This window comes from Neoroseomonas terrae, from assembly GCF_018129025.1.
Lineage (GTDB): Bacteria > Pseudomonadota > Alphaproteobacteria > Acetobacterales > Acetobacteraceae > Neoroseomonas > Neoroseomonas terrae.
The window spans coordinates 44,203-60,274 of the sequence record NZ_JAAEDI010000030.1 but is presented as its reverse complement, the minus strand read 5'-3'; the positions used below and the strand labels follow the sequence as shown (position 1 = coordinate 60,274).

Genomic DNA, 16,072 nt, shown 5'->3' with positions numbered 1-16,072 from the left:
CCCGGCCGCCTCCCGGTTCTCCCCCCTACCGGAGCCGGACCGTCTCGGCCCGGATCGTGTCGCTGATCGCACTGGTCGCAAGGGCGCCGGGGTTCCGGTCCGAGGTCGGCGCCGCGGAGCGTGGATTTTTCCAGCGCTCTACCGATCCCGCTGCCCCGCCACATAGGCCCCGCCATCGCTCGGGCGCAGCGCCTGGAACATCTCCGTCACCGCCGTGTAGTCGCGATAGCCGCAGCGGGCGACCGGCTGGGCGGCAGCGGTGTCGAAGCGGCCGTCCCGCATGAAGGCGTCGTCGATATACACGCCGACGACCTGGCCGATCACCATCGACCCCAGCAGTTCCTTCCCGTTCAGGTCCAGGAAGGGGAAGGTCTGCGTCACCCGGCATTCCAGCGCGGCCGGCGTCCCCACGACGCGCGGCGCCTTCACGTTCTGCGACGGCGCCATCTCGAGCCCTGCCGCCTCGAATTCGCTTTCGCCTTCCGGCAGCAGGCCGGAGGAGATGTTCATCGCGTCGAACAGCGTTCGCGGGCAGAGGTTGAAGACGAACTCGCCGGTCTCGATCGCATTCGCTGCGCTGTGCTTCATCGTCTCGGTGGTGAACATCACCATGTGCGGTCGCGACAGCACAGCGTTGAAGAAGGAGTAGGGTGCGAGATTCGGCCGCCCCTGCGCATCCAGCGTCGAGATCCAGCCGATGGGCCGCGGCGCGACGATGGCCTTGAACGGGTCGTAGGGCAGGCCGTGGCCGTTGCGGGGGTCGTAGAACAAGGTATCAAACTCTCCGTGCGAAGGCGCCGTAGAGGCGCGGTCCCAGCAGCGCAAGCGCAGCGAATGCCAGAATGATCGCACTGCCCGGCCGTGTCACCAGCACCGACCAGTCGCCCTGGCTGATCGTCAGCGCCTGGCGCAGCGCCTGTTCCGCCATCGGTCCCAGGATCATGCCGATCACCACAGGTGCAACGGGGAAGTCGAAGCGCCGCATGAACATCGCCATCACGCCGAGCGTGTAGAGGATGACGAGGTCGATGACGCTGTTCGAAATGCCGTAGGTGCCGATCGTCGCGAACACCAGGATGCCCGCATAGAGCTGCGGCACCGGGATCTTCAGGATGCGCACCCACAGGCCCACCAGCGGCAGGTTCAGCACGACCAGCATCACGTTCGCGATGAACAGCGATGCGATCAGCGTCCACACCAGCTCCGCCTGTTGCGTGAACAGCAGCGGGCCGGGGTTGATGCCGTAGGATTGGAAGGCGGACAGCATGATCGCCGCCGTCGCGCTGGTCGGCAGACCCAGCGTCAGCATCGGCACCAGGATGCCGGCGGCCGCCGCATTGTTCGCGGCCTCCGGCCCCGCCACGCCCTCGATCGCGCCGGTGGTGCCGAACTCCTTCGCGTACTCCGGCTTCGCGAGCTTCCGCTCGGCGTAGTAGGACAACATCGTTGGCATCTCTGTGCCGCCCGCCGGCAGCACGCCGAAGGGAAAGCCGAGCCCCGCGCCGCGCATCCAGGGCCAGAAGGATCGTTTCAGGTCCTGCTTCGACAGCATCAGGCGACCGACCTCGAGCACCTCGGTCTTACCCGCATGGTAGTTCCAGGCCATGAACAGCGCTTCGCCCACCGCGAACAGCGCGACGGCCACCAGCACGACGTTCACGCCATCGAGCAGTTCCGGGACACCGAAGGTCAATCGCGGCTGCCCGGTCTGCAGATCCACGCCGACCAGCCCCAGCATCAGCCCGAAGGCGAGCGACGTCAGACCGCGGATCGGCGAGGAGCCGAGCACCGCCGACACGGTGACGAAGCACAGCACCATCAGCGAGAAGTATTCCGCTGGCCCGAGTACCAGCGCCCATTCAACGATGACCGGCCCAAGGAACGCGATGCCGAGCGTCCCCACCGTGCCCGCCACGAAGGACCCGACGGCCGAGGTCGCGAGCGCCGGCCCGGCGCGTCCGTTCCGCGCCATCTTGGCGCCTTCGAGGGCGGTGATGATCGACCCGCTCTCGCCCGGCGTGTTCAGCAGGATCGAGGTGGTCGAGCCACCATACATCGCGCCGTAGAAGACACCGCAGAACAGGATGAACGCGCCCGTCGCGCTGACCTGGAAAGTGATGGGCAGCAGCAGCGCGATCGTCAGCGCCGGTCCGATGCCCGGCAGCACGCCGACCGCGGTGCCGAGGAAGCACCCGAGCAGAGCCCAGCCGAGATTGACCAGCGAGAAGGCGTTGCCGAAGCCGAGCGCGAGGCCGGAGAGGGAGTCCATGATGGCTTAGCCCTGTCTCTGGAAGGGACGAAGGGGGCCTTGCCCCCTTCGAGCTTCCCCCACCAAAGGCCGAAGGGCCTTTGGAAACCTCGATCTGGCGGAGGGCACGACAGGCGTGCCGATCCCGGCGATACGCCGTCCGTGCAGAAGTGGGTCTTGGTGCCGATCCTGTCCATGGCGTTTCGCGCGGCCGTCGACGCGACGCGATCTGCCCCGGTCACGACCACCCGACAGGCCCGGAACCAAGTATCGGTTTCCAAAGGCCCTTCGGCCTTTGGCGGGGAGAGGTCCGGAGAGGGGCAGAGCCCCTCTCTGGCCCCCCGACGCCATCACAGCACCGCCTCGCCCCGCAGCACCGGCACGCAATGCCCGCCGACGCGCGCGCGGATGCCTTCCGGCGTCCGCCGCGCGCCCGCCAGGAGCAACGACGGCCGCCCCATCTCCACGCCCTGCAGCATTTCCCAGGCACCGTCGTCCCCGCCGTCGAGCGACAGCAGGAAGCCGGCCAGTGGCGTCGCGGCGCTGCCGGTCGCCGAATCTTCCCAGGTGCCTGTCAGCGGCGAGAACATCCGCGTCCGCACCTGTGCGCCGTCCCGGCAGTACAGGTACAGCGAGAGGAATCCGCGCGTCTGGTCGGGATATGCCTCCACCGCGCGGCGGAACGCGCCGAGGTCCGGCGCGGCGGCCGTCAGCCCCTCGCGCGTCACCTCCGTCAGCAGGCGTGGATTGCCGCCATCGGTCGCGAGCGTCGGCACGTGCCGGGCGGTGACGATCGCATCCTTCGACAAGCCGGCGCAGGCGGCGGCGACGGAGACGGGCAGCTCGGCTCCGACGCGCAGCGGCTGCGGCGCTGCCACCTCCGCACCAAGCACGCGGCCTGTCTCGTCACGCAGCAGCGCCACCTCAACGAGCCCCGCAGGTTCCTCGAAGCGATAGGTGCGAGGGCTCGCCTCGTCTTCGCGGCCGAGCACATAGGCGGTGCCGACATTCGGATGGCCGGCGAAGGGCATCTCCGCAACGCGGTTGAAGATACGCACGCGTGCGCTGTTGTGCGGCTTCTCCGGGGGCAGGACGAAGGTGGTCTCGCTCAGATTGAACTCGGCGGCGAGGGACTGCATCTCGGCATCCGACAGCCCGCGCGCATCGGGAAACACCGCGAGCTGATTGCCGCCGAAACGACGGTCGGTGAAGACGTCGACGGTAACGAAGCGGAACGCCCTCACGGCACCTCCTGACCCAATGCTCGCAGAATGGCGCCTTCCAGCACGCCGGCGCCGATGTTCACGCCCAGCGCCTCGACGAACAGGAAGAAGGCGCCGAGCGAGACGATGAGCGCGATGATCGCATCACGCAGCGGCGCGCGGGACCCGAAGGCGCGCGCCGTGCAGACGAACTGCACCGCGGCGCCGATCGCGAAGCCGAGCGGCACGATCAGCACGAGGTTCAGCACCATGCCGAGGCAGAGCCAGCCGATCGAGACGAGGTTCGGCGGGCCGGCGTCCTGCACCTCCGGCAGCTTCGCGCTCCAGCCGCCGCGGAGCGCCGAGCCGCACAGCAGCAGCCCCAGCACGACCAGCGCCGCGGCGACGACCGCTGGAACCAGCTTCGGGCCGACTACCGCATAGACCGGCGTGACGGGAATGACCCAGGTCAGCCAGGCCGTCAGCACGCCGAGCGCGGTGACGGCGAGGCCGACCGTGAGATCGGGAAGCGCAGCGTGCTTCATGGCGATCGCCGGTCAGGCGAGCCCGAGATCCTTGAGCACGCTCTCGGTCTCGCTGCGGTCGCGTTCGAGGAACTGGTCGAAGGGCGCGCCGGTCAGAAAGGCGTCCTCCCAGCCGCGATCGGCCAGGATGCGACGCCAAGCCTCGGAGGCGTGGATCGCGGTCATCAGGTCCACCAGCGCCTGGCGCTGTGTGGCGTTGATGCCGGGCGCGCCGAACACGCCGCGCCAGTTCGTCGCGACCACGTCGAGCCCGCTTTCCTTCAGCGTCGGCACGTCGGGATCCAGGCGGCGCTCGCCGGTCGTCGCCAGCGCGCGCACGCGGCCGGCCTTGATCTGTTCGGAGAATTCCGACCAGCCGGAGATGCCGGCGGCGACCTGCCCGCCGAGGATCGCGGCCTGCGCGGGTCCGCCGCCGGGGAAGGCGACGAAGGAGGCTTCGCGCGGCTGGCGCCCGAGCTTCTGCAGCATCAGTCCGAGGATGATGTGGTCGGTCCCGCCGGCGCTGCCGCCGGCGACCGCGACGCTGCGGGGGTTGGCCTTCAGCGCGTCGGCGAGTTCCGTGATGGTCCGGTACGGGCTGTTGGCCGGCACGATGATGACGCCGGCTTCCTCCGTCATGCGCGCGACGGGCACGGTGTTCTGCAGAGACACCGGCGTCTTGTTGGTCAGCGCCGCGCCGACCATGACGGAGCCGCCGATCATCAGCGAATCCGCGCGGCCGCGCCGCTGGGAGAGGAAGCGCGGCAGCCCGACCATGCCGCCGGCGCCGCCGACATTCTCGAACTGGAAGGTGCCGACCAGGCTGGATGCGCGCGCGGCCTGCTCGATGGCGCGGCCGAGGCCGTCCCACCCGCCGCCCGGCCCGGCCGGTACGAAGACGTAGAGGCTCGCGAAGCGCTGCTGCGCGGCGGCGAGGCGCGGCAGGGTGCCGAGGGTGAGGGTGGCGGCGAGAAGGCTGCGGCGATGGGTCATGGCGTGCGGTCCGGTCGTTTCCCCTGGCGATGGCAGCATGCGACGGGCCCGCGCCCCGCGCAAACGGGAAGAATTCGGGCTTGCGCAACCTGGGTGAGGTCTGGGATATTGCGACGCATTCGCAAATAATCCCTTGCATGACCTGCCCCGTCACGCCGTCCCGTCTCCATCGTCGCCTCTTGCTGCCGACCGTCTCGACGGCCGGCGCTGCCACCCTCCCCATGGCGGTCAGCGATCTGAAAGGCCACCGCCTGCCCACCGCCCAGGGCATGGACCAGCGGACGGTTCGGCCGACGGAACCGACGGACAGCGACACCTTCGCGCCGCCGCGCCGTCGCTGACGAATTGCCGCCGCCCGGCGGCACCGGCTTCTTCGATCACACCGGCGGTGAACCGCCAGCGGTGCGCTGCCTCACGCCTTTCGCTTTCGTACCGCTTGCCGGGAACGGGGCCTCCGCACGATGATGGCGCAGGGGTTGAGAGGGATGACCATGACCGAGAGGCATGCGCCGCACGGCGCGCCGCCGGCCGAGGGCGAGGAAGCGCGGCCGGAGCCTGCGCGCAGGGCCCTGGGGCGGCGGCTGCTGGTGCTGCGGATCGCAGCGCTCGGTGTTGCCACCACGGCCGCCGGGCGGGCCGCGGAAGCGATCGAGCCGACGCTTGCGCAGTACCGCACCGGCCTCACGGACTCCGACCCGAACGACGGCGTGGGCTATGGCCGCGGGGGCTATCGCGGGCGCCCACGGACCGGCATCACCGATTCGGATCCCAATGACGGGGCCGGCTATGGCCGTGGCGGCTACCGCGGCGGTTCGCGCACCGGCCTGACCGACGGGGATCCGAACGATCCGCCGGGCAACGGCCGCGGCGGCTCTCGCGGGCGACCGCGCACGGGTCTGACCGATGGCGACCCCAACGATCCTCCCGGTGCTGGCCGTGGCGGCTATCGCGGCGGGTCTCGCACCGGGCTGACCGACAACGACCCGAATGACGCGCCAGGCAATGGCCGTGGTGGCTATCGCCAGGCGCCGCGGACGCAGGGCCGGCCCTATACCGGCATCAATGACGGCGATCCTACGGATCCGTCGGGCTACGGCAGCGGATGGCGCCAGCGAGGCGGCACGGGCATCACCGATTCCGACCCGAACGACGGCGCCGGGCAGGGCCGCGGCGGCGGCGGCGCCCCGCGCAAGTAAAGCCGGCCCGGATCGCAACCGGTCCGGCCAGCGACCAATCCCCCGTTTCTTTCCTGAAGGCGACCGGCCGCAAGCTGCCCGGCGCGGATGAGGATCACGATGAGCGTCACCGCGGCCGAGGCAGCCTGGTCACTGGCCTTCGGCACCCTGTCCCTGGAGGACGGCATGGCGATGCGCGAGGGTACGGCCTGGCGCCTGATGCCGGGCAACGACCCGGACCGCTTCGCCGAGTTACTGTCCGTCGCTGATCTCGATGCCTTCCTGCGCACCGATGCGGCACGCACGCCGCGCGTTTCCATGGCCGACGGCGCGCGCAAGGGCAGCGCCGCGCTGCCGGTCGACGACTACATCGAGGAAGGCGGCGACCGCGTCGACCTGCCGGCGCTGTTTGCCTGCCACGACGCCGGGGCGAGCCTCATCGTCTCCCAGTTCCACGACAGCCATCCGCCGCTCGCGCAGTTCTGCCGCGGCCTGGAGAAGGCCTTCCTGCACGGCGTGCAGGCCAACATCTACCTGACACCGCCCGGCGCGCAGGGCTTCCGCGTGCACTACGACACCCACGACGTGCTGGTCATGCAGGTGTCCGGCAGCAAGGCGTGGCGCGTGTGGGACAACATCCCCTTCGCCGCGCCGACGCGCCACACGCCCTGGGCGAACAACGCCGGGACGGAAGGCGAGCCCCATGCGCTGGCGATGGCGCCGGGCGACACGCTCTATCTCCCGCGCGGGGTGATGCATGAGGCGATGGTGCAGGATGGCGGCGAGCCATCGCTGCACATCACCATCGGGCTGATGGAGCCCGGCCTCGGCGAGATGCTGCGCAATCTGTTCGCCGAATTGGAAGCCGAGGAGCCCGCGCTGCGCGCCGCCATGCCGACTTGGCGCCTCGCCGAGCCCGGCGGCACGGCGATGGTGCAGGACCGCCTGGCCTCGGCGCTGGCGGCGCTGGCGCGGCCGGATATCGCCGACCGGCTGACCATGGCGGCGCTGGACCGCATCGCGCGCGACCGTATGTCTTTGCCCGGTCGCACCCTGCACACGCCGCCACCCGGGCCAGACGACCGGCTGCGGCTGTCGGAGACCATGCACCATACGTTGGTGCCATTCCCGAACGGCAAAGGCGCGGTGCTGCGCTGGTACGGCGGAATCGAGAAGGTGACGGCTGAAGAACTCGGCTGGCTGATGGCGCTGGAGGACGGCGCGACGGCGATGGAACTGGGCGGGGAGGCGCTGGAGTTCTGCCGGCGGCTCGCGGGGCTTGGGCTGCTGGAACGGGCATAGCCGGGCGGCGTGCCGATGGGGGAAGGGGTGATGACCTTGCTGCTTCCACCGTTGAAGATCGGAGGGGCGCTGCCCCTCCGAACCACCCCGCCAGGTGCTTGGAGCACCTGGACCGCAATCTGTTGGTGCCGGGCATAGCGGGGCGCGCTGCCCCCTTGAGGTGCCTCGTGCGCAGGGCGGGCGCCGGTTCCGTTTCCTGACCGTGCGGCGCACGGTGCCAGAAGGAGGTTTGCAAAGGCCCTTCGGCCTTTGCTGGGGAGGGGTCCGGGGAGGGGCAAAGCCCTTCCCCGTTCCGACTGTCGGCGAGAATGCCCAGCCGCCAGAACCCGCGCCCTCCCGCCCCGCGCGACGCTGCCTATAGTGGCCGATCATCCAGCAGGGGCAGCAACGCATGGCCGACCGCAACATCCTTGTTACCGGTGCCGCCAGTGGCATCGGCGCGGCGGCCTGCCGGGCCTTGGCCGCCCCTGGGGTGGCGATCGCGGTGCATACCCGTGGCAATCGGGAAGGCGCGGCCCGGACGGCGGAGGCGGTGCGTGCCCGCGGCGCCGTTGCCTATGAGGTCTTCTGCGACCTGGCCGAACCCGGCTCGCCAGAGCGTGCGGTGCAGGAGGCAGCGGAACTGCTCGGCGGGCTGGACGTGGTGGTGTCCAATGCCGGCTTCGCGGATCGCACGCCGGTCGCCGCGCTGACCGATGAGGGCTTCGCGCGAAGCCATGACGCCATCGCACTCGCCTTCCTGCGGCTAGCGCGGGAGGCCGGGCCGATCCTCAGGCAGGGCAGGGACCCGCGGCTCGTCGCCGTTTCCTCCTTCGTCGCGCATCTGTTCCGCAACGACGTGACGGCCTTCCCCGCCTCGGCGGCGGCGAAGGCCGCGGTGGAGGCACTGGTCCGCGCACTGGCGCTGGAATGGGCGCCGTCCGTCACGGTCAATGCCGTGGTGCCGGGGTACACGCGCAAGGACCCCGGCGCGCATGCGGCGATGACGCAGGCGCAGTGGGATGCGATCGCGGCGCGGATTCCAATGGGGCGTCTCGGCACGCCGGACGACGTGGCGGCGGCCATCGCCTTCCTGGCGTCACCGGGCGCAGCCTACGTCACGGGGCAGTTGCTGCATGTCAGCGGCGGGGTGGTGGTCTGACCCTCCGGACGGGCGGCGTCAGGGCAGCAGGCGGTGGATGGTCACGTCGCGCTGCGTGCGGTCCTCGAGTTCCCGGGTCGTCGCCACGGCGTGCCGGACCAGCGGCTGCAGGCCCTCGGCCGGCAGGTAGGCGCGGCCGGGGTCGGCCAGCAGCACATCCGCACCGTCCGCGGCCATGCGGCGCAGCCAGGGCAGGATATGCGCGGTCATGGGCGCCTCGTAGCAGACGTCGCCGGCGAGGATGACGTCCCACCGGCAGGCGGCGCCGACGATGTCGCCCGCCGGCGCGGCGACCGTCACGCCGTTCAGCGCGGCGTTGATCCGCACGGCGGCGAGCGCCAGCGGGTCGATCTCGGCGGCTTCGACCGCCGCCGCGCCGGCCATGGCCGCCGCCACTGCCGCGATGCCGCAGCCGGCTGCGAAATCCAGCACCCGCTTGCCGGCGACGCGCGCGGGTTCGTCGAGCAGCAGCCGGGCCGTCGCGACGCCGCCGGGCCAGGCGAAGGCCCAGAAGGGGGGCTCGATGTTGCGCTCCTTCAGCCAGTCCTCGGTCGCCTGCCAGATCGGCGTGATCTCGGTGGCGAGGTACAGCGCGATCTCCGGCACCATCGGCGCCCGCCCCACGGTGGTGTGGGCGCGCACGAAATCCTCCGGGCTCACAGCCGGCCGATCAGGAAGGCGAGCGCGATGGCGAGGCCGACCTCGCGATTGGCCTTGAACAGCATGAGGCACAGTGCGGGGTCGTGGATGTCGAGCCGCACGACCTGCCGTGCCAGAAGCGCCGCCGGCAGGAGCATGGCCGGAACGAACCACGCTGACAGGCCGCCAAGCCACCCTGCGAGCACGAGCAGCCCGAGCGTGACGCCATAGCAGGCGGCGAGGAAAGGCCGCGTCCGCTCCCCGAAGCGCAGGGCAGTGGAGCCGATGCCGAGCAGCGCATCGTCCTCGCGGTCCTGATGCGCGTAAATCGTGTCGTAGCCCAGGATCCAGAACAGCCCGGCCACCCAAAGCGCGACGGCCGCGGCATCCAGCCCACCGGTCGCCGCCGCATATCCCATCGGCGCGGCCCAGGAGAAGACGACGCCGAGAACCGCCTGTGGGAAGTCCGTGACGCGCTTGGCCAGAGGATAAAGCACCACCGGCACCAGCGACACGACGCCCAGCAGGATCGCCGCCGGCGGCAGCATGAGCAGGATGAGGAGGGACAGCGCCAGGATGCCGGCGAGGAAGGCCAGGGCCTGCTTCGGTCGCACGGCCCCGGATGCCAGCGGCCGCCCGGCCGTGCGTTCCACCTGGCGGTCGATGTCGCGGTCCCAGAGGTCGTTCACGACGCAGCCCGCGCCCCGCATTAGCACGGCGCCAGCGCCGAACAGCGCCGTCAGCCACAGCCCCCGCCCCCAGGACGGCGCCGCCATGGCGAAGGCCCACAGCCCGGGCAGGAACAGCAGCCAGGACCCGATCGGCCGGTCGAGCCGCATGAGCAGCGCGTAAGGCCGCCAGCCCTCGGGCAGGCGGGCCACCCAGCCACCGGCGCGGATGTCGGTGTATCCACTCACGCGGCGTATAGAGGCTGTGGAGACCCTGCATGTCCACCCCGCGACTCTTCCTCGATGCGCCCTTGTCCGAGGGCGCCGAACTTCCCGGCACGCCGGCCCAGGCGCATCACCTCGGCACCGTGCTGCGGCGCGGCCCAGGCGATGCGGTGGCGGTGTTCAACCCGCGCGACGGCGAGTTCGCAGCGCGCATCGCCGCGCTGAGGAAGGACCGCTGTGCCTTCGCCGTGGAAGGCCGCCTGCGTGACGCCGCGCCCGAACCCGACCTCCGCCTGCTGGTGGCCGCGATCAAGCGTGACGCGCTGGACTGGGTGGTCGAGAAGGCGACCGAGCTCGGCGTTTCCGTGATCCAGCCCGTGCTGACCCGGCGCAGCATCGTCGACCGGGTGAACACGGATCGACTCGCGGCGATCGCCCGCGGCGCGGCGGAACAATGCGAGCGCCTGTCGGTGCCGCGCGTCGCCGCCGCGCTGCCGCTTCACGCCGCGCTGGATGCCTGGGACGGGGGATCGCTGTTCGTCGCCGCCGAGCGCAGGGGTGCAATGCCGCTGCGGCATGCCGTAGCCGGAGCAAGGCTTCCTGTTGGCTGGCTGGTCGGGCCGGAGGGTGGCTTCGAGACGCGCGAACTTGACGATGTCGTAAGTCGTCCCTTTGTTACCGCGGCTGCCCTCGGCCCCCGCATCCTGCGGGCCGAGACGGCGGCGGTCGCGGGCCTAGCGGTGCTCCAGGCACTGGCGGGGGACTGGGACGGGATCTGAACGCGCCGCGTCCTGCGGCGACCGCGGAAGGGCTGCATGTCGAATCCTGGCGAGTCGGATCCCACGCCGATCACCTCCGCGCGTCAGCTTGCCGAATGGTTCGCGGCCGGCAGCAAGCCGCGCCACCAATGGCGCATCGGCACCGAGCACGAGAAGTTCGGCTTCCGCCTGACCGACCTGGCCCCGCCGCCGTATGAGCCCGATGGCATCCGCGCCATGCTGGAAGGGCTGACGCGGTTCGGCTGGGAGCCCATCCTCGACCGCGGCAACCCCATCGGTCTGAAGCGCGGCCAGGCATCCGTCTCGCTGGAACCGGGCGGGCAGTTCGAATTGTCCGGCGCGCCGCTGGCGACGATGCATGAGGCCGCCGCAGAACTCGCCGAGCATCTGGAGGAAGTGCGCGCGGTCGCCGCGCCGCTTGGCCTCGGCTTCGCGCCGCTCGGCTTCCACCCGATCGCAACGCGGGAGCAGATGCCGTGGATGCCCAAGGGCCGCTACGCGATCATGCGCGAGTACATGCCGCGGGTCGGCCATATGGGCCTCGACATGATGCTGCGGACCTGCACCGTGCAGGTGAATCTCGACTTCGGCGATGAGGCCGACATGGTCGAGAAGCTGCGCGTCTCGCTCGCGCTGCAGCCGCTTGCCACCGCGCTGTTCGCGAACTCCCCTTTCGCCGAGGGCAAGGTCAACGGCTACCGCACGCTGCGCGGCAAGGTCTGGACCGACACCGACCCGGACCGCACCGGCATCCCCTCCGTGGTGTTCGAGGACGGCTTCGGCTTCGACCGCTTCGCCGCCTGGGTGCTCGACGTGCCGATGTATTTCATCATGCGCGACGGGCAATGGATCGACGCCGCCGGCATGTCCTTCCGCGCCTTCCTCGAAGGGCGTGCGGAGAAGCTGAAGGACTACTCCGCGACGATGGGCGACTGGGCGGACCACGTCACCACCGTCTTCACCGATGTGCGGCTGAAGCGATTTCTCGAGATGCGCGGGGCCGATGCCGGCGCGCCATCCTTCCTGAACGCGCTGCCGGCCTTCTGGGTGGGGCTGATCTACGACGACGCCGCGCAGAAGGCAGCGCGCGCGCTGACGAAGGGCTGGTCGGTGGCCGAGATCCGCGCGCTGCGCGAAGCCGTGCCGAAGGACGGCCTGACCGCGACGATCGGCGGGCGCAGCCTGCTGGATGTGGCGCGCGACGTGCTGGCCATCGCGCGCGGCGGGCTGGTTGCGCGCGGGTTTGACGAGGCAGGTTTCCTCGATCCGCTGGATGCCGTCGTGGCGACCGGGCAGACCCAGGCGGATCGCTGGCTGGATCGCTGCGCGACGGCGTGGGGCGGTGACGTCGGCAAGGTGTTGGGCGAGGCGGCGGTCTGACGCGCTGACCTCGGCCGAGGTCGCTCCCAGGGAATTGGAGAGGGGCGCTGCCCCTCTCCAAACCTCACCCCGCCAAAGGCCGAAGGGCCTTTGGAAACCCTGACTTGGTGCCGGGCGGGGCGGGCCTTTGCCATGCCGGCGCGACCTCCGTGCCCATCATCAGGGAGCAATCCCTGGCGCTGCGCATGACGATGACCCCACCATTCCTGACAGGCCGTGTTGCCCGGCGCCAAGTGGAGGTTTGCAAAGGCCCTTCGGCCTTTGCTGGGGTGAGGTCCGGAGAGGGGCAAAGCCCCTCTCTGGTCGGTCACATCCGCGCATAAAGGGTGGCGCCGCCCTCCAGCCTCACCGTGCCCCCGCCGCATCCGGCCAGAACCGCACGCCTTCCCGCGCCAGGCCGCCGCCGACGCCGATCGCTGTCCCGTCCGCGCGCCAGCAGGCGGCGCCTTCCAAGGTGCCGTCCTCATGGAAGCCGACCGCGCACATCCCGCCGCCGACATGGGGCATGCGCGCGACGTCATGGCCGCGCGCCTTGAGATCGGTGCGCACCGCCTCGCCGAAGGCCGGCTCGACCTCCACGGCGTCGCCCTGGGTCCACAGGCGCGGCGCTTCCACGGCTTCCTGCAGCGACATGCCGTGATCGACCAGGTTCAGCATCCCCTGCATCACGGACCCGAAGATCCGCAGGCCCCCGGGCATGCCGAGCGCGTAGGCCGGCTTGCCCCCGCGCAGCACGATCATCGGCGACATCGAGGTGGTCACGCGCTTGCCCGGCGCGATGGACAGTGCGCGGCCCGGGCGCGGGTCGAAGGTCGCGAGGTAGTTGTTCGGGATCATGCCCGTGCCGTGCACGATGAAGCGGGCGCCGAAGGAGGAATTGATCGTCTGGGTGAAGCAGCAGATGCGCCCCTCGCCATCGGCCACGGTCAGGTGCGTGGTGTTCGGGCTTTCCGGTGCGACGCCCGGCCCCCAGGCCTGGGTGCGCGCCATGTCGATCAGCGCGTGGCGTTCGTCGGCATAGGCGCGTGACGTCAGCTTCTCGACTGGAACCTTGACGAAGGCCGGGTCGCCGGAGGCCGCGGCGCGGTCGGCGAAGGCGATCTTCAGGCATTCGGCGAGCAGATGCAGCGTGTCGGCCGTGCCGAAGCCCATCGCGCGCAGGTCGTAGCCCGACAGGATGCTCAGCATCTGCATCACATGCACGCCGGATGAGGCCGGTGGTGGCGGCAGCACGATCTCCACGTCGCGATAGGGGCCGCGCAGCGGCGCGCGCTCGATGGTGCGGTAGCCGCGGATATCGGCCGCGGTGACGATGCCGCCGGCGCGCGCGATGCCGTCGGCCGCCGCCTGCCCCAGCGCGCCGTCGAGTGCGGCGACGCCGTCCTTCGCGATGGTCTTCAACGTCTCGGCGTAGTCGGACTGCACGACGCGATGGCCGGCCTTGAGCGGCATGCCGTCCGGCACGTACAGCGCAGCGATGGCCGCATCCCTGATCATGTCCGGCGCCGCTTCCTTGGCGCATTCGGCGAGGTAGGGGGTGGCGCGGTAGCCGCGCTCGGCGTGGCGGATCGCCGGCGCCATGACATCGGCCAGCGGGAAGGACCCGAAGCGATCCAGCATCTCGCACCAGGCCTTGAGGTTGCCGGGCGTCGCGACCGACAGCCCGCCGACGACGTTGGCCCGATCCACCGCCTCCAGGAAGCGCGGATTGTCCGGCTGCGCCGGCGTGAACATGTCCGGCCGCGCGGTGGCGGCGCAGCAGGCCATGCCGTCGATGATGGTATGCGTCCCGTCGGCGAGGCGCAGATGCGCGGTGCCGCCGCCGAGCAGCCCGACCATCATCGGCTCCACCACCGTCAGCGCGAACAGCGACGCGATCGCCGCATCGACCGCGTTGCCGCCGGCCGCCAGCATCTCCGCCCCGGCGGCGGAGGCCAGCGGATGGTTCGTCACCACCATCCCCTTCGTACCGGTGGCGGGCCGTTTCTCAGTGGTGAAGCGTGTGCCCGCGCGCGCGGTCCAGTCCTGTGTCATGGCGGGGATCGTCTTCCTTCAGGGTGATGGCGTGCTGACGTTCAGGACGCGGCGCGGCTGGCAGAGATCCTCCCGCGCCCGTTCCTGCGCGCTGCCGTCGGACCAGCGGATGCGCAGGTCGTTCACGCAGGGCGCGCCGGATGGCGGGGTGATGTGCAGCGCATTGCCCGGAGGCAGCTCGACGCGACCGATCAGCGATGGTCCGAAGCGTGACTCCGCAGCAGGGGACAGCTCCACGCCGACGATGATGGCAGGCCCCAGATTCATCAGGGTGAAGGCGCGTGGCCGCTGGGATTGTTGCGCCATGGCCGGCGCCGCGAGCAGCGTCAGCGCGATGATGCCGTGGCGGCGCCCGTGCTTCCGTCGAAACGCAGTTCGGACGCAGCGCAAAGATCAACTCCCGGACGATCCTCGATCCTGCCGCCAACATAGACCGCGCGAAGATCGAAGACGCAACCCTGCCCCTGCGGCGCGCGGATGTGCACCGCATTGCCGGGGGTGAGCTGCGCGTTGCCGAGCCAGTCGTCGCGCCCCGGGCCGTTTCCCGCGCGGCCGACGAGGAGGCGCGAGATCGTCTCCCGCCCGACGTTCATCAGCCGCGCGGGCGGCGCCGGCGTGGCTGCGGGGTCGGGTATCGATGCAGGCGCAAACGGTGCGGGCGCGGGCGTCGATGGCAGGGCGATGCCTCCACCGACGCCGGCGAGCGAGGAGCCCGGTGCGAGTGTGCGCGGGGCCGCCGCGAGATGCGGCAGCGGGGCGCCGCCGTTCAGCCCGGCCAGGGAGCCCGAGGGCGCCATGCTGCGCGGCCGTGTCTCATCATCAGGCAGCGTGCGGGGTGGCGGCGTCGCCGGGACCAGCCGCGCCGCGAGCCGGGGCGGCAGTTCGGGCACCGCCGACGCGGGTGGAGGCATGTCGGCCATGTCGGTTGGCGGTGCGACGCCAGCCAAGGCGGCCGGCACCTCGGTCGCCGCACCGATCAGCCCACGGACCCGTGGATCCAGAAACCAGGCAGCGACGCCGAGCGCCACCAGCAGCGCGGCGGCGCCGAGGCCGAGCGCGATCGCCAGCGCGGTGCGCCGCTGCGGCGCCGCGGCGGGTGCCGCCATGATCGCCTGCGGCCTGGCAGGGGAGGGTGACAGCGGTCGCATTGCCGGCCGCGGCGCCATCGCGGAGACCGGCAGCGGTGCGGGCGGCCGCGCCGCCGCATGGGATGCGCGTGCCGCCGCGACCATGGCCGCAGCCTGAGCGCGCGGGATCTCGATCGTCTCATCCGCGGCCAGCGCCAGTCGCACGCCGGCGGCCAGCGCATCGGCGTGCTGTTCCACCGGCAGCGGATAGACGTTCAGCCAGTGCGATCCGGCCAGATGCAGCCGCAGCGCACCGCCCGGCTGGCAATCCTCCACGCGCACCGGCACGAGCGCGAGGGACTGGGAGACCGCCGTCACCACCTCGTTCCTGACGTGCACGGAATTGGCGGTGGTACGGGACAGCACGAGCACCATGGCATGGGCGCGGCCGATCGCCGTCAGGATCGCCTCGCCCCAATCCGCGCCGGCCGGCACGTCGCGCGGCGCCACCCAGCAGCGGATGCCGCGCGCCTCCAGCGCCGCGCAGATCGCCTCGGCGGCGCCACGGTCGGTCGAAGCATAGCTCAGGAAGACGTCATGCGGCATTTGGCGGCGTCCGGAACGACGCCTTCTGACACAGGCGGCGTCGCTGCGCCATGCGCGCTAGGTCACAGATTGCCCGCACCCCGGCGCGC

16 protein-coding genes are annotated in these 16,072 nt (G+C 71.0%); 6 read left to right on the top strand and 10 right to left on the bottom strand.

Translation table 11 applies throughout. The annotated features are described in order from the left end of the window. Nucleotides 1-138: 138 nt before the first annotated feature. From GXW78_RS23215 to GXW78_RS23195, 5 genes are all read right to left on the bottom strand, one after another. Nucleotides 139-771: a flavin reductase family protein gene (locus GXW78_RS23215; RefSeq protein WP_211871286.1), complete on the bottom strand. Its 633-nt coding sequence runs from the start codon at nucleotides 769-771 to the stop codon at nucleotides 139-141. Between the two features lie 4 nt (nucleotides 772-775). Continuing rightward, nucleotides 776-2,269 (bottom strand): tripartite tricarboxylate transporter permease, encoded by a 1,494-nt coding sequence (locus GXW78_RS23210; protein WP_211871285.1) that lies wholly within the window; start codon nucleotides 2,267-2,269, stop codon nucleotides 776-778. 329 nt (nucleotides 2,270-2,598) lie between these two features. Further along, on the bottom strand, nucleotides 2,599-3,492 hold the full coding sequence (locus GXW78_RS23205) for a PhzF family phenazine biosynthesis protein (protein WP_211871284.1): 894 nt from the start codon (nucleotides 3,490-3,492) through the stop codon (nucleotides 2,599-2,601). Then, complete coding sequence (locus GXW78_RS23200) at nucleotides 3,489-3,995, bottom strand: tripartite tricarboxylate transporter TctB family protein (protein ID WP_211871283.1); 507 nt, start codon at nucleotides 3,993-3,995, stop codon at nucleotides 3,489-3,491. The genes GXW78_RS23205 and GXW78_RS23200 overlap by 4 nt, the downstream gene beginning before the upstream one ends. Nucleotides 3,996-4,007: 12 nt before the next feature. Then, the gene (locus GXW78_RS23195) at nucleotides 4,008-4,967 is read right to left on the bottom strand and encodes a Bug family tripartite tricarboxylate transporter substrate binding protein (protein ID WP_211871282.1); all 960 of its coding nucleotides are present in this window, start codon (nucleotides 4,965-4,967) and stop codon (nucleotides 4,008-4,010) included. 137 nt (nucleotides 4,968-5,104) lie between these two features. On the opposite strand from GXW78_RS23195, the gene GXW78_RS23190 reads away from it, so the two are divergent. From GXW78_RS23190 to GXW78_RS23175, 4 genes are all read left to right on the top strand, one after another. After that, entirely contained in the window at nucleotides 5,105-5,308 is a 204-nt protein-coding gene (locus tag GXW78_RS23190) for a hypothetical protein (RefSeq protein ID WP_211871281.1), read from the top strand. A gap of 150 nt (nucleotides 5,309-5,458) precedes the next feature. Then, the gene (locus GXW78_RS23185) at nucleotides 5,459-6,163 is read left to right on the top strand and encodes a hypothetical protein (protein WP_211871280.1); all 705 of its coding nucleotides are present in this window, start codon (nucleotides 5,459-5,461) and stop codon (nucleotides 6,161-6,163) included. 99 nt (nucleotides 6,164-6,262) lie between these two features. Continuing rightward, nucleotides 6,263-7,444 carry a JmjC domain-containing protein gene (locus GXW78_RS23180; protein ID WP_211871279.1) on the top strand — a complete coding sequence of 394 codons (1,182 nt, stop codon included), beginning with the start codon at nucleotides 6,263-6,265 and terminating at the stop codon, nucleotides 7,442-7,444. A gap of 391 nt (nucleotides 7,445-7,835) precedes the next feature. Continuing rightward, nucleotides 7,836-8,585: an SDR family NAD(P)-dependent oxidoreductase gene (locus GXW78_RS23175; RefSeq protein ID WP_211871278.1), complete on the top strand. Its 750-nt coding sequence runs from the start codon at nucleotides 7,836-7,838 to the stop codon at nucleotides 8,583-8,585. A gap of 18 nt (nucleotides 8,586-8,603) precedes the next feature. On the opposite strand, the gene GXW78_RS23170 is transcribed toward GXW78_RS23175, so the two are convergent. Beyond that, on the bottom strand, nucleotides 8,604-9,194 hold the full coding sequence (locus GXW78_RS23170) for a class I SAM-dependent methyltransferase (RefSeq protein ID WP_211871304.1): 591 nt from the start codon (nucleotides 9,192-9,194) through the stop codon (nucleotides 8,604-8,606). Nucleotides 9,195-9,241: 47 nt separating this feature from the next. Next, entirely contained in the window at nucleotides 9,242-10,141 is a 900-nt protein-coding gene (gene ubiA / locus GXW78_RS23165; RefSeq protein ID WP_211871277.1) for a 4-hydroxybenzoate octaprenyltransferase, read from the bottom strand. A 29-nt stretch (nucleotides 10,142-10,170) separates the two neighbouring features. Here ubiA and GXW78_RS23160 point away from each other — a divergent pair, with 29 nt between their 5' ends. After that, entirely contained in the window at nucleotides 10,171-10,896 is a 726-nt protein-coding gene (locus GXW78_RS23160; RefSeq protein WP_211871276.1) for a 16S rRNA (uracil(1498)-N(3))-methyltransferase, read from the top strand. Between the two features lie 36 nt (nucleotides 10,897-10,932). After that, nucleotides 10,933-12,276, top strand: a complete 1,344-nt coding sequence (locus GXW78_RS23155; protein WP_211871275.1) for a glutamate--cysteine ligase — start codon at nucleotides 10,933-10,935, stop codon at nucleotides 12,274-12,276. A gap of 345 nt (nucleotides 12,277-12,621) precedes the next feature. Here the strand turns inward: GXW78_RS23155 and ggt are convergent, their stop codons facing one another. From ggt to GXW78_RS23140, 3 genes are read right to left on the bottom strand one after another with little or no spacing between them, the layout of a single operon-like run. Continuing rightward, the gene (gene ggt / locus GXW78_RS23150; RefSeq protein WP_246522562.1) at nucleotides 12,622-14,310 is read right to left on the bottom strand and encodes a gamma-glutamyltransferase; all 1,689 of its coding nucleotides are present in this window, start codon (nucleotides 14,308-14,310) and stop codon (nucleotides 12,622-12,624) included. An 18-nt stretch (nucleotides 14,311-14,328) separates the two neighbouring features. Next, entirely contained in the window at nucleotides 14,329-14,616 is a 288-nt protein-coding gene (locus GXW78_RS23145; RefSeq protein ID WP_211871274.1) for a hypothetical protein, read from the bottom strand. A gap of 20 nt (nucleotides 14,617-14,636) precedes the next feature. Next, on the bottom strand, nucleotides 14,637-15,983 hold the full coding sequence (locus GXW78_RS23140; protein WP_211871273.1) for a toll/interleukin-1 receptor domain-containing protein: 1,347 nt from the start codon (nucleotides 15,981-15,983) through the stop codon (nucleotides 14,637-14,639). Between the last annotated feature and the right edge of the window lie 89 nt (nucleotides 15,984-16,072).

Excerpts from the sequence above, each read along its gene's own strand:
- GXW78_RS23210 (WP_211871285.1), bottom strand. The coding sequence starts at position 2,269 with ATGGACTCCCTCTCCGGCCTCGCGCTCGGCTTCGGCAACGCCTTCTCG.
- GXW78_RS23200 (WP_211871283.1), bottom strand. The coding sequence starts at position 3,995 with ATGAAGCACGCTGCGCTTCCCGATCTCACGGTCGGCCTCGCCGTCACC.
- GXW78_RS23195 (WP_211871282.1), bottom strand. The coding sequence starts at position 4,967 with ATGACCCATCGCCGCAGCCTTCTCGCCGCCACCCTCACCCTCGGCACC.
- GXW78_RS23190 (WP_211871281.1), top strand. The coding sequence starts at position 5,105 with ATGACCTGCCCCGTCACGCCGTCCCGTCTCCATCGTCGCCTCTTGCTG.
- GXW78_RS23185 (WP_211871280.1), top strand. The coding sequence starts at position 5,459 with ATGACCGAGAGGCATGCGCCGCACGGCGCGCCGCCGGCCGAGGGCGAG.
- GXW78_RS23180 (WP_211871279.1), top strand. The coding sequence starts at position 6,263 with ATGAGCGTCACCGCGGCCGAGGCAGCCTGGTCACTGGCCTTCGGCACC.
- GXW78_RS23175 (WP_211871278.1), top strand. The coding sequence starts at position 7,836 with ATGGCCGACCGCAACATCCTTGTTACCGGTGCCGCCAGTGGCATCGGC.
- GXW78_RS23170 (WP_211871304.1), bottom strand. The coding sequence starts at position 9,194 with ATGGTGCCGGAGATCGCGCTGTACCTCGCCACCGAGATCACGCCGATC.
- GXW78_RS23160 (WP_211871276.1), top strand. The coding sequence starts at position 10,171 with ATGTCCACCCCGCGACTCTTCCTCGATGCGCCCTTGTCCGAGGGCGCC.
- GXW78_RS23155 (WP_211871275.1), top strand. The coding sequence starts at position 10,933 with ATGTCGAATCCTGGCGAGTCGGATCCCACGCCGATCACCTCCGCGCGT.
- ggt (WP_246522562.1), bottom strand. The coding sequence starts at position 14,310 with ATGACACAGGACTGGACCGCGCGCGCGGGCACACGCTTCACCACTGAG.
- GXW78_RS23145 (WP_211871274.1), bottom strand. The coding sequence starts at position 14,616 with ATGGCGCAACAATCCCAGCGGCCACGCGCCTTCACCCTGATGAATCTG.
- GXW78_RS23140 (WP_211871273.1), bottom strand. The coding sequence starts at position 15,983 with ATGCCGCATGACGTCTTCCTGAGCTATGCTTCGACCGACCGTGGCGCC.